Annotated in this window: 10 protein-coding genes; 2 read left to right on the top strand and 8 right to left on the bottom strand. The window is 43.0% G+C overall.

The features are described 5' to 3' along the window. Window positions 1-12: 12 nt before the first annotated feature. The 3 genes from AC4HAL_RS04980 to AC4HAL_RS04970 form a co-directional block, all read right to left on the bottom strand. Window positions 13-2,484, bottom strand: coding sequence for a bifunctional DnaQ family exonuclease/ATP-dependent helicase (locus AC4HAL_RS04980; protein WP_491093250.1), 2,472 nt, complete (start codon window positions 2,482-2,484; stop codon window positions 13-15). Between the two features lie 208 nt (window positions 2,485-2,692). After that, a complete protein-coding gene (locus AC4HAL_RS04975; RefSeq protein ID WP_491093249.1) occupies window positions 2,693-2,980 on the bottom strand; it encodes a rhodanese-like domain-containing protein in 288 nt (95 codons plus the stop codon). A gap of 617 nt (window positions 2,981-3,597) precedes the next feature. Beyond that, a complete protein-coding gene (locus AC4HAL_RS04970; protein ID WP_447452010.1) occupies window positions 3,598-4,362 on the bottom strand; it encodes a (S)-acetoin forming diacetyl reductase in 765 nt (254 codons plus the stop codon). Between the two features lie 178 nt (window positions 4,363-4,540). Between AC4HAL_RS04970 and AC4HAL_RS04965 the strand changes: the two genes are divergently transcribed. Then, the gene (locus tag AC4HAL_RS04965) at window positions 4,541-5,371 is read left to right on the top strand and encodes an alpha/beta hydrolase (protein ID WP_447452009.1); all 831 of its coding nucleotides are present in this window, start codon (window positions 4,541-4,543) and stop codon (window positions 5,369-5,371) included. Window positions 5,372-5,502: 131 nt separating this feature from the next. Here the strand turns inward: AC4HAL_RS04965 and AC4HAL_RS04960 are convergent, their stop codons facing one another. Both AC4HAL_RS04960 and AC4HAL_RS04955 read right to left on the bottom strand, forming a co-directional pair. After that, on the bottom strand, window positions 5,503-6,255 hold the full coding sequence (locus tag AC4HAL_RS04960) for an esterase family protein (RefSeq protein WP_491093248.1): 753 nt from the start codon (window positions 6,253-6,255) through the stop codon (window positions 5,503-5,505). A gap of 213 nt (window positions 6,256-6,468) precedes the next feature. Next, window positions 6,469-7,650 (bottom strand): ATP-grasp domain-containing protein, encoded by a 1,182-nt coding sequence (locus tag AC4HAL_RS04955; protein ID WP_491093247.1) that lies wholly within the window; start codon window positions 7,648-7,650, stop codon window positions 6,469-6,471. 409 nt (window positions 7,651-8,059) lie between these two features. On the opposite strand from AC4HAL_RS04955, the gene AC4HAL_RS04950 reads away from it, so the two are divergent. Beyond that, window positions 8,060-8,698, top strand: coding sequence for an MBL fold metallo-hydrolase (locus tag AC4HAL_RS04950; protein WP_491093246.1), 639 nt, complete (start codon window positions 8,060-8,062; stop codon window positions 8,696-8,698). A 141-nt stretch (window positions 8,699-8,839) separates the two neighbouring features. On the opposite strand, the gene AC4HAL_RS04945 is transcribed toward AC4HAL_RS04950, so the two are convergent. From AC4HAL_RS04945 to AC4HAL_RS04935, 3 genes are all read right to left on the bottom strand, one after another. Next, complete coding sequence (locus AC4HAL_RS04945) at window positions 8,840-8,968, bottom strand: hypothetical protein (RefSeq protein ID WP_491093263.1); 129 nt, start codon at window positions 8,966-8,968, stop codon at window positions 8,840-8,842. A gap of 243 nt (window positions 8,969-9,211) precedes the next feature. Continuing rightward, window positions 9,212-11,896 (bottom strand): cation-translocating P-type ATPase, encoded by a 2,685-nt coding sequence (locus AC4HAL_RS04940; protein WP_491093245.1) that lies wholly within the window; start codon window positions 11,894-11,896, stop codon window positions 9,212-9,214. Between the two features lie 201 nt (window positions 11,897-12,097). Next, entirely contained in the window at window positions 12,098-13,270 is a 1,173-nt protein-coding gene (locus AC4HAL_RS04935) for a sialidase family protein (protein WP_491093244.1), read from the bottom strand. Window positions 13,271-13,278 lie beyond the last annotated feature (8 nt).

The raw sequence follows: 13,278 nt of genomic DNA, 5'->3' as shown, positions 1-13,278 counted from the left end.
GTCTTTATTATATCAAATATTTCTGAAAAATTGCGCCATTTCTGCCAATATTTCCTGAAAATTTTGCTCTTTTAAAGGTAACTGCTGCATCAAAGCATCAGCAATAAGAGAACCATAGTGCTTCGTTTTAATTCGACTATCTAAAATGAGGACAGCTGAACGCTGAGACTGCCTGCGCTTACTGCGGCCGATAGCCTGCTTGAGCCGCAAGATAGTCACCGGTAGGCTGTAATCATAAAAAGGATGACGACCGTTTAAGGTCAACTGGCGATTAAGTTTTTTTGTAAAGGGGTCTTGTGGATTATCAAAAGGTAAGCGGGTAATGACCTCAATCAGTTTATCTTGATTGGCAAAATCAACTCCTTCCCAGAAAGAGCCTGTGCCCAGCAAAACGTTACTCTCCCCCTTATCGAAACGGCGCTTAATATTAGCAGCTAAGCCATTCTTATATTGGCAGAGATGGGGAAGATGTTTATTATCAAGAATTTCTGATACATCAAACATGGCTTTTTTAGCATTGAAAAGTACTAATATGGGCTGTCCAAGCTGTTTTAGGTCGGTGATTCTATCAGCCAATAGCTGAGCATAATCTTGGGCAGACAGGCTGGGAATATCGGGCATGGTCGTGTCTAGCCAGATAGCTTGATTGTCCTCCTGCTTATAGGAAATGCGAGCAAAGTCAAACTTTTCATATCCCAGCAAATTAGGTAGAGAAACCCGCCGACTAATATCCAATGTAGCCGATACAAAATAGGTTTTTAGGGTCTGAGGCAAAAGATCCCTGAAGTTCACAAAATCAAGACGAGCACTATTAAGCAGGGTCTGACGGTGCTCTTGCGACCAATCTTGGCTGAGCCAGAAATCCGAAAAATCCGATGCGAAAGCACTTTTGAGTTCTGCTAGCTCAGCTGCTTCGATTTCCGCTAGATCCTGTCTAATTTTTTCAACCTGATGCTTGGCAACAGCTGTACGGTGATTTTGATAAAATTGAATATTTAAATTAGACAGCTCAAACTGCAAACTTTCTAAAAGCCGCTGCTGGACATGAGGATGAGGATGCTCCAGAAGGGTATGCAATTTTTTCATCACAGTATTGAGATTGATTTGCCTACGGGAAAACTGCTCCAAATTCAAGAATAGTTTTTGCGCTTCGTCGATCACTAAAATCTTATCTTTAACAAAATCCTTGTCATCTTCAACACGAGTTAGAAAATAAGCATGGTTTGTAATAATAACATGTGAGGTCTGAGCCCTCTTATACGAACGCAGCCAAAAATCAACATTCCAAAAAGGGGATTTTTTACTAAGTTTACCATCGTGCTGAATGCGATCAAAATAGGCTTTAAAACGCTGCTTCTGCTTGATTTCATCCAAATCCCCAGTATGGGTCTGCGTCAACCAAACCAAAAGCTGCATTTTATAGCGGTTAACTAGCCGATTGCTGTCTGCCTCGGCTAGACTCCGATCAAAATTGTCTAGCTTAATGTAATTTTGCGGACTTTTCAAGCTATGAATATTGATATGAAAGACGTGCGCCAGCTGCCTACCTTCCTGCGACATGATTTGATCCTGTAAAATTTTTGTCGGTACAGTCACAATCAGTTTTTCCTCAGTGCCTTTAGCTAAGAGGGGCAGCAAATAGCCATAAGTCTTTCCGATACCTGCCTGAGCTTGAATAAATAAAGGACCTTCTTGTTCAAAATGCTGACTAATCTTATCAGCAAAGGCGAGCTGCTCTTTTCTCTCTTCTAAATCTAACAACGCCAAGTTGGTCGCAAAGTCAGCAGAAAGACGCCTTTCCTTCAGAAAGGGAGACTCCCTACGTATGACTAAATTTTGAACTTCAACAAAGTCCCTTGACAAATGGGTAGACATTCTTGAGAAAACATCATCAATGGCTAAACGTGTTTCAAAAAGTAAGTGATCAGCGAAATCTAAGATACGCTCAACAGTTAAACGCGGTAAACCAGCAATTTTCTCTTGGGTGGCTAAAAACAACTGTGCTGTTGCATAGGCATCTGCCAGAGCAGTATGAGCATGTTCCAGAGTTAGATTCAAATGATCGGCCAAGTCCGTCAAACGATAGCGCTCTAGGGTAGGATAAAAAACTTGAGTCAACTCGACTGTGTCCACCCGCGGAGTTCGTAATTCATAGCCTTCTAAAAAAAGCTGCTCTGCCAACAAGTTGGCATCGAATTTAACATTGTGGGCGACAAAGATACAGTCCTGAATTAGCTCGTAAATATCCCCTGCCACTTGCGAAAAATCTGGTGCCTGAGACAACTGCTGGTCAGTAATTCCCGTTAACTCTACAATATGCTCATTCAAAGGTTCGTGCGGATTGACATCCGTTTCATAGGTCTGGACAATTTGGCCCTGATCAATAATGACAATACCAACCTGAATAATCTGGGCAGCTGCGGAAGCGCTAGTCGCTTCCAAATCAACAACTGCATATTTTCGTCCCTTATTCGTTTGTGTCATAACCCTTTCATTATAGCACGAATAAACTGGAGACAAAAGTCATAGTTTAAAACAGTGAAAGGTGCTGCCCCTTAGATAAGGAACTATCAGTTAAAAACTAGTGCCCAAATAAAAAGGCCCAGACCGTTTAGATATGACAAACTGGGCTTTCAAAATGCCAATCGAACTGAAAGGCTGGTCAGTGACGACAACTTCACTACCTTGGACTTTAATCCTTAACAATGACCTCCATACCTAAATTGGCCAAATGTTCCAAACTACCTAAGTTTATAACCTGCGTATACCCTTGACCTTCAAGGTAATTCTTAGCTCGTTCAGCTCTTGCACCAGATCCACAATACAGCAAGATTGTCTGGCCGCTCTCACCAAAATCATACCGGCTTAATCTGTCCACTGGTCGTAGCTGACTTCCAGCAATATGACTGTGCTCGTACTCTTCTGCGTTTCTCACATCAACCAGAAGAGCACCTTGGGCTAACTTTTCAAAAATATTCAAAGTAATTCCTCACTTCTAACTCTTTTTCCCTATTATATAAAAAGAGTCTGGGACAAAAGTCCAGACCCGTTAGCATTATCCTAGATTTACCAGATCGACGCAGCGGTTGGGAGTAAGACTTGTTGGCTATGCCAAGAAGTCTTACTCCTGCACAGTTCATTAGGTGCTTTAGCACCAATGAACCACTGCCGATTGGCGATCCTTATCTTGGGGCGCTTCCCTATCTTTAGGCGACCCTTTAAACAGTCCACTGGACTGTTTAATTCCCACCTAAGTGATAGCTCCAACAGTTTGGGGAACTGTTGGATGTTATCTAATGTGATGAACACGATTCATCTTATCTCCAACCTCAAAAGGTCTCCCAGACCTTTTGAGCTATGCGGAGGTGGGTTAAAAAGGTCTAGTAGACCTTTTTAATTGAGAAATAAAGCTTGTAAAGCAAGTGTCAAAATGCTCTACTGGAGTTTGGCAGTCTGGGGATAGACTGCCAAAGCCTGCCACCTAAAAACAGGAAAGCGGCAGAGACCTGAGCCTTAAAATAAGAGAGCAAGGAAAATCAAAACCGTGATTTTTCTCACGGTTTACTGATTTTTATCCCACTCTCTTGAACTAATCAATTAGTGGAACTGCATACCGCCATCAACAATAATGGTCTGACCTGTAACATAGTCAGAATCTGGACCTGCGAGAAAGGCTACAGCATTAGCTACATCTTCTGGTTCAGATAGACGCTTGAGAGTAATATCCTTGGCAAAGGTCTGCATCCCCCACTCGTCATCTTTACCAGCATTTTTACCAACTTCATGGGCAATATCGTACATCATCGGTGTTTTTACGATGCCTGGTGCATAAGCATTGACTGTAATACCATCATCAGCCAAGTCACGCGCCAAAGTTTGGGTAATCCCACGTACCGCAAACTTTGTTCCGCCATAAATCGTTAGGTTAGGGTTACCAACAACACCTGCTTGTGAGGTCGCATTAATAATTTTACCACCGTGACCAAGTGTTTTAAAGACTTTTTGAGCTGCTTGACTGCCCCAGATAACACCTCCAACGTTGATTGCGAAGGTCCGCTCGAATTGCTCTGGTGTGATAGTATCCAGAGGCGTTGTCGGAGCAACACCCGCATTGTTGACAACGACATTCAGATCACCAAAATGCTCAACAACCTTATCAAAAGCTGCTGCCACTTGATCCTGCTTAGATACATCTGCGACAACAGCAAGTGCCGTGTCAGGTGACAATTGCTCAACAGCCGCTTGAGCAGTTTCTTCATTATAGTCAAGGATAGCAATTTTAAATCCATCTTGGTGCAAGCGCTTAGCGATGGCAAAACCAATACCTTGACCAGCTCCGGTAACAATAGCAACTTTAGACATAAAACAACCTCCAAAAATTTTATGGGTTTATTATATCTTTTTCCATCTTTATTGACAAGAAAAGGCTTACAATTTTAAGAATTTTTAACATTTTATTTATAATTTAAAAAATTTTAATCTTTTTTAGATGATGCTGTTTTATGCTATAATAAGAACAATTATGAGACAGAGGAAAACAATGAAGCGAACGAAACTCAACAATTACTATCTGGAAATGGAAGAACATTACCTGCATGTCCCTTACTATGATGAAGAGCGCCGTATTCGAGTGCTTCTTCCCAAAGATTATGCCAAGGAAGACTGGGCCAGCTACCCCGTACTCTACATGCATGACGGCCAAAATATTTTTTACAGCAAGGAATCCTTCTCCGGTTACTCCTGGAAAATCATCCCCACCATCAAAAATCACAAGGAATTACCCAAGGTCATTGTTGTGGGAATTGACAATGCTGAGGGCAACCGTCTGAACGAATACGCACCATGGATGACAGATGTCGGTACCACGCCTGAAACCGCCAGTGTCGGCGGGGATGGAATGGCTTACGGAGACTGGCTAGTCAACACTGTTAAACCTTTTATCGATAAAACCTATCGTACCAAATCAGACCCTGAGCATACTTTGTTAGCTGGCTCATCCATGGGCGGTATTATTACTGCTTATATGGGAGCAGCCTATCCGAACGTTTTTGGTGGTTTGGGAGTCTTCTCACTGGCTTCTTGGTTCAGCGAACGTGATTTTTTGCGTTACTGCAATAGTCACCCACTGAAAAAGGATACCAAGGTCTATATTCAGGTGGGCACCAAGGAAGGCGATGAGGTTGATGAACAGTTTGCTCCAAATATGAATCAAGCCTATATCGACTGCAGCCTCCACTACTATCAGTCTCTGCTTAAATCAGGAACGCCTATGGAGCAGATTCAGCTAAGAGTTATGGCCAATGAAATCCACCACGAGAAATACTGGGCAGACCATTTCCTTGAATTTTTACAGTTTACCCTGAAAGAGTAAATTGAGATATCTAAAAATTGAGACATCATTATTTAGTCCCAATTTTTTATTTATCCATCATAAAAGCAAGCAGATTTTCCTCTTTCGGGTACCAGTTCTGCTTGCTTTTTATGTTTTCTAGTAATGTTGACTTAAATCCGTCCTTCGGCCTCTAGACGAGCCAAGAAATAAGGAATCTGCTGACGCCACCACTCCCAATCATGGGCGACATCATTGCCCCAGTAATCAAACCAAGCTGGGATTGATTTGGCCGCAAAAGCTTCTTCCAAGCGTCTAGTATCCGCAATATGAGGACCTTCCCAGGCTCCCTGACCGACAGCGACTACAAAAGCATTTTGCCGATAGCGATCCAAGAACCAGCTATCTTCCTGATTCCAAAGGTAATCGATAGGCGAATTGTAGTAAACCGTCGGATCACCATGATATTCACCTGTGAAGAAACGGGCATCATAAACACCTGATTGAGCAATGGCGACATCAAACAGATCCGGATGACGCAGGGCAAAATTGATGGTATGAAAGGCTCCCATAGAACAGCCGGTTGCTATCATGCCCCCTTGCCAGTCAGACTCATAGCGGATCAGGGGAACCAACTCATTGACAATATAACGGTCGTAGGCCTCATGAGCCAAGGCCATATCATGACCTGATTTTCCTGGGGCTAACCAAGATTCCTTGTCCAAGGAATCTGGGGTATAAAATTTTACCAAACCGCGATCGATAAAATCTTTGCAAGCCTCAATCATGCCAAAATCAGCATACTCATTCTGACTACCACCAGATGACGGAAAAACCACCACAGGCTTACCGGCATGGCCATAAACATTAAAATACATCTCGCGGCCGAGCTCCCCCGACCACTGACTTCTTCTTTCAAACTGCATATATTAAGTTACCAAATACGACCACAAAAGCTTTAGGCAATTAAACTTGGAAAATCGTCTAGTTTACAACTACTATTCCCATCTAATTGCCAGCCTCACAGGACGAAATCTTCCTTTCAAATAATAATGACAACAAGTATACAGCAAGGACAGGCTTATTCACTGCTGCTGTCTGTTATGACTTGCGCTTTCTATACTGATTTTTCAACTCACTTAAGATTCTTTGGCTTGGGCATAGGAGACCAAATCGCGTAACTCGTCCATCGTCTCAGTCCTAGCTAGAATACCGACTTCCCCCATAATCTGGGCGAAGATACCAGGAACAGACTGGGTCAGGATAATCTGTTCACCAAAGTGCTGATGAATATCTTCTAAACTATGGACATAATGGCGATTGGCCTTGCGTGAAATGTAGACAACATTATAACGATGCTGAATATCAGCTGTAAACTGATTGTCTCTAACGACCTTGGCATACTGATCAAAGATATCAAAATCATCAGCGTAGTTCCACATATCGATTGTCAAACCGCCTGGCGGACGGCAGTTAATTTCCAAAGCCATGAGTTCTTTGGTTTTTTTAACACGGAAAAACTCAAAGTGGAAAAAACGCTCCTTGACATTGAAGGCTTGAACGCATTTTTTACCAAGCTCAATTAATTCAGGTGAAAATTCTCTGGGAACATAGTAGAACATATCACTATCGTGATCCAAGGTCTCAAGAACGGCTTCCTTATATTCTAGACCAGAATAGAAGACGATATTGCCATCGTGGTCGGTTAAGCCATCAAAAGTGATAATGTCACCATCGATAAATTCTTCCATAATATACTCGACACCAGCTGTCTTATACCCAAAGAACCCTTCTAATTCCTGATCGGACTTGATCTTATAAGTGTCAGAGGCACCGACACCAGAGTTGGGTTTAATAATGACAGGAAAGCCTAATTTTTGGGCGAGCTGACGTGCCTGATCATCGGTATGGAAGACATCGCCCTGAGCCACCTTAATACTAGACTTACGGAAAATTTCTTTCATTTGGCGTTTGGTTTTAATGGCCAGCATATCCTCAGTTTTATAGCCGAAAACATTAAAATCCGTCCGCAGCTTGGCATCTAACTCCAACCAATATTCGTTGTGAGATTCAATGCGGTCAATCCGTCCGTATTTATGGGCAAAATAGGCTACTGCACGGTAAACCTGATCATAGTCTTCCATATTATCCACACGGTAATATTCCGTCAGAGAGGCTTTCAAGCCATCGGACAAGTCATCATAGGGGGTATCCGCAATCCCTAAAGTATTGAATCCATTAGCCTGCAAACGATGGGCAAAGGGTTCAAAATTTGTAGGAAAATGAGGAGAGATCATTACAAAATTCATTTTTCTATCCATAGCTAATCCTCTTTTTATTTTTACCCCTCTAGTCTATCACATTTCTGGGTATAATTCTATGGAGATGACAAAATTTTCTGATTATTCACTCGCCCTCTCAACCCTAGTAACGAAAACAGTCTTAAGTAATTTTATTTACTAGAGTTTGCAGTATCCTCATGCCTTGGGGCACAGTGGGAAATAATGAATTTGGGCTTAAAACCAGACGTAAACAGCTACTTATTAGAGTTCTAAGCTTTAGAGTAGTGAGGCTATTTGGAGCTATGACTAATAACTGCCCCTTCTCTTTTCCACGTTCAGGCAGCTAACCTTATTTTTAGAGCTTGCCTTTTCTTTAGATTGAGACTTAATTTATCAGGGGTTTTGCCTTTTAATTTTAAAAAGAGGAGCAATTTGTTAAACTAAGGGTATGGAAATTTATAAAGTACTTAATGATGTTGCGCTTGAAAATACCTATATTCTGGAAAATGAACAGGCGGTTCTAGTAATTGACCCCGGTAGTAACAGCCAGGCGATTATCACAAAATTGGCCAGTATCGCTAAACCGGTGAGTGCTATTCTCCTGACCCATGCCCATTACGACCATATTATGAGCGTAGATATCGTACGCGACCACTTTCAGGAGCCACCAGTCTATATTTCTGAGGAGGAGGCCGACTGGCTAGATAGTCCTATAGACAATCTCTCGGGTCTGCCACGACACGGTGATATGGAAGATGTTACAGCCAGACCAGCTGATCGATTCTTTCAATTCGACCATTCCTACGATTTAGATGGTTTTAACTTCTCGGTTGTCCCGACACCCGGCCACTCTTGGGGCAGCGTCTCACTAATCTTCAAGACTGATGAGGTTGTTTTTTCGGGCGACGCCCTTTTCTGCGAAAGCATTGGTCGGACTGATCTTCCGACTGGCAATCGCCAGCAGCTCCTTGACTCCATCCGCAAAGAACTCTTTACGCTGCCTAACCACTACCAAGTTTATCCCGGCCACGGCTTTGATACCACTATTGGCCATGAAAAAACCTTCAATCCATTTTTTAAGGACTAAAATATTAGATAAAACAAAGTGGTTTAAGGTAATCTTACAAAATTGAAGTTTAACCCTGACAAAAACGAATGAATCCGATGGTCTACTGGCTTTCAGGCTCATTCGTTTTTAATTTCTCCTAGTCTCACTGTCCTTGGTACATTAGGATTTCCTTTCTTGAATATAGTCAATCAAATCCAAGGGCAAATCATAGCGTAAAAAGGGTGTAATCAAATAAATTCCATTAAAATACTCTAAAGCGTGGTCAATTAATTTCTTGCTTTCTGCCATGGCAACTGCTTGCAGGCTGCCTTATCATCCTTAGGACTACCGTTCGTTAAGGGAGTATGCTGCCTCTCCAATTTCTAGGTGGCGCCCTAAAGTTGGGTTTTCTCAGGACGGTTCAGCCTATTAAGATGTCGACCTGACTTGATTTTCTTTGCTAGATATTAAAAATTTCAGTTGGGGCATTAAAAAACACCCCCAAACTTTAGCTCCAAGAAGCTGCCTTAGTCATGGGTGTGTTTCTAAACATTATATAGCTTTCTTATCTTGCCCTGTCATACGTTGAACTGCTTTAACAATTTCAACGATAACAATCATTAACAGACTGCCAGTCACTACAGCCAACCACTGAGTTAAGCTGAGGTGGGAAACGTGGAAAAGTTTATTGAATCCTGGTACAACGATGGTTACCATCAGCAATAAGAAGGCTACTGGGATAGCCCAGTTGAACGTCTTATTCCTAAATGGTCCAACTGTAAAGAGAGATTGGTAGACAGACTTAACGTTAAAGGCATGGACAAGCTGGATTAAGCCAAGAGTAGCAAATGCCATAGTAAGCGCATCTGCATGAATATCATGATTGCTTGTATGCTCTGGGAAAATAAGGGCCCAGGCATAAACACCGAGAACGAGGAGGGTTTGTAGGACACCCTGATAGAGAATGGCTCCCATCACACCACCATCAAAGAAGTTTGATTGTCGGCCGCGCGGTTTATGGGTCATGACACCAGGCTCAGCAGGCTCAACACCAAGAGCGATAGCTGGTAGAGTATCTGTTACCAAGTTAATCCAGAGAAGATGAACCGGCTGCAATACATCCCAGCCAAAGAGGGTGGCAAAGAAGATCGTAAAGACTTCAGCCATGTTGGCAGAGAGCAGATATTGGATAGACTTCTGAATATTGGAGAAGACCTTACGTCCTTCTTCAACTGCAACGATAATAGTTGCGAAGTTGTCATCGGCCAGCACCATATCTGATGCTCCTTTGGACACTTCTGTACCTGTAATTCCCATACCGATACCGATATCTGCTGTTTTGAGAGAAGGAGCATCATTAACACCGTCACCCGTCATCGCAACGACCTTACCTTCGTTTTGCCAAGCTTTGACAATGCGCACTTTATGCTCTGGCGATACACGTGCATAGACAGAATACTGTTTGAAGACTTTTTGGAATTCTTCATCAGACAATTCATCCAACTCAGCGCCAGTAAAGACATGGTCCTCGTGGTCATTTTCATTGATAATTCCGAGTCGTTTGGCAATGGCTTCAGCCGTATCCTGATGATCACCCGTAATCATAATTGGACGGATACCAGCTTCTTTGGCGACTGCTACTGCTTGTGCTGCTTCTGGACGCTCAGGGTCAATCATGCCGACCAAGCCTGAGAAAACAAGGTCAGCCTCTACTATCTCTGTCTCAAGTGTTGGCACTTCAGATACATACTTGTAGGCCATCATAAGAACACGCAGAGCTTGCTTTGCAAGTTCTTTATTAGTTGTTAAGATAGCCTCCTTATCTGCATCGGTAATTGGGCGAACAGTACCGTTTTCTTCAATTTGCGTGACACGCTTGAGCAACTGGTCTGGTGCCCCCTTAACGGCCACAAAATAACGGCCATCTTCCTGCTTATGAATAGTTGACATGAGCTTGCGCTCTGAGTCAAATGGTAATTCTGCGACACGCGGCTCTGCATTTAAGACGTCGCGAACATCAAAATTGTGATCAAAACCAAACTGCACAAGGGCGGTTTCTGTCGGATCGCCAATAAGTTTGCCTGCCGGATCAATCTTGGTATCATTAGCAAAGTTCATAATACGCAAAGTATTGTTGTCTGCTGCAATATCTGCTGCTGAACTTTGAAGCTGGCCGTTAGTGTAAAGCTTTTCAACGGTCATCTGATTCATGGTCAGAGTACCCGTTTTATCTGAGGCAATAATCTCAGTGGAACCCAATGTTTCAACGGCTGGCAGCTTACGCACAATTGAGTTGCGTTTAGCCAGAGTTGTTGTCCCTAGGGACAAAACAATGGTAACGATAGCTGGCAGTCCTTCTGGAATTGCTGCTACTGCTAAGGCTACTGCTGTCATCAAGCTATTGAGCGGCGGTTCTTTTCTAAAGAAGACATCAACGATAAAAGTGATAATAGCAATGACGACAATAAGATAGGTAAGGGCTTTGGACAGCTGTGTGAGACTTTGCTTGAGCGGTGTCTCTGTTTCATCAGCATTTGCCAGCATATCGGCGATTTTCCCAACTTCCGTATACATACCAGTATTTGTGACAACACCCAAACCGCGGCCATAGGTTACATTAGAGTTCTGATAGGCCATATTGAGACGATCACCAATACCAGCATCCTCTGCAACATCTGCTTCTAAGTCTTTATCAACAGGGACAGATTCCCCTGTCAAGGCCGCCTCCTCAATTTTTAGTGAGGCTGCTTCCAGAAGACGCATATCCGCAGGGACAACGTCACCCGCTTCTAAAAGCACAATATCCCCTGGAACCAGTTCCTTAGAATCAATTTCAACGATATGGCCATCACGATGGACACGCGCCAAAGGACTGGACATATCTTTGAGGGCTTCAATAGCGGCTTCCGCTTGACCTTCTTGATAAACACCAAAAGCAGCGTTGAGGATAACAACAGCTAAAATGATCAAGGCGTCAGTCAAGCCGTGCATACCTTCAGTAATAACAGACAGAGCTGCTGCAATCAAGAGGATAATAATCATTAAATCCTTGAACTGATCAAGGAATTTAGCCAAAAGGCCTCGTTTTTCACCTTCGTCAAGTTCATTACGACCATACTCAGACAAGCGCTGCTGCGCCTGACTATTAGACAGTCCCTCTTTGGAACTGTCTAGTTCTTTTAAAACATCATCGCTTGTCTGGACATGGTAGGGGGCTTTTAATTGTTCTTTTGCCAATTTTTTTCACTCCTTTTGGTCTCTCTCATAATAATCAATAATATAAAAGAGACCTGTTTTTTAAAACAAGTCTCGCCGTTTAAGTCTGTGCCGGAAATTTCTTTCGTAATGACGACACTGACACGATTCTAACCAACCAACCTGTTCCTTAGAATCGTCTGCTACTCCCTTGATATGTTAATCATTATAGCAAAACTTTAACTACTTCTCAATACCTTGACCCGAAGTCGGATTATAGATACCATCTGTTTCTCTTTTTTCTCCAAATAGATCGGCAACTGAAAACCGCACATATTTGATACAAAGCCTATTTTTGTAGGCGTAGACCAAATGAAGCAGGCCATCCCTAGTTTGGTAAAGAGTAGGGTATTCATATTGGGCGTTATTAGTTTTATTTTCCTCTCCAATGAACCCTTCGGCTGCTTCAAAGACACGGCCGATAGGCCAAGTTTTACCAAGGTCTTCTGAGACGGAAACTGCTACTGGATTGCGAAGGCCCGGCCAAGCAACCTTACCAAATTCCGGATGACGGGTAGCATTAACATTGTAAGCCAGAGCAATCTCACCCGACTGCAGCTTAATAGCGCTGATACTAGCATTATTGTTAGGCAGAACAGTCCTTTGTGGTACGCTCCATGTATCACCAAAATCGTAAGACTCACTGATATAAATATTATCTGCAAAACGGCTGCGCATGAAGACCAGCAAATATCCTGGCTCTGCTTCAATGATATTAGCGTGCACCCGGCCATTGCTTTCCGGCATCCGCACCCGCGTCCAAGTTTGACCAGCATCATCAGACACTCGAAATTCTGTAGGGTCATTGGTCAAGCCTTCAGCTGAATCTTCACACAGCCAGGTTGCAAAAATCCAACGGCCATTGCTCAAAATCTGAATGGCTTGACGCGAGAAGGTTCCTTCTTCTGGGAAAAGAACCTCTGGCTCTTCCCATGTCTGACCTTCGTCGCTTGATTTTTGAACCATGATCACAGAGGTAAACTGCATGTTATCTTTACCTTCCTGGCGGCTGAGCTGAGACGTGTAGATTAGCCAAATTTGACCATCTGGAGCACGGAAAAAGGCAGGGTTTTGCTCGCTTCGGTCTTTACCCTTGGAAACAATTTTAGGAACAGACCAAACCTGCTTTTCTGGATCGAGTTTGGAAACAGCAATGGAAATGTCACCGCTGCCTTCAAACGAACCTGCAAACCAAGCACATAATAGCCCCCCATCGCGCGTCTCAATTAAAGCTGGAGCGTGTGCTGTTGCCTTGCCACCTCTTGGGATTAAACCAAAGTCAACATTTAGAAATTCATCTCGATAAACTACACCGTTGGGTTCAGAAACTCGTACACTTGGTAATGTTAGCTCCATACCGTTGC

The organism is Streptococcus sp. ELY_125, from assembly GCF_058314535.1.
The sequence above is the reverse complement of the archived record's forward strand: the minus strand, read 5'-3'. Positions and strand labels throughout refer to the sequence as shown.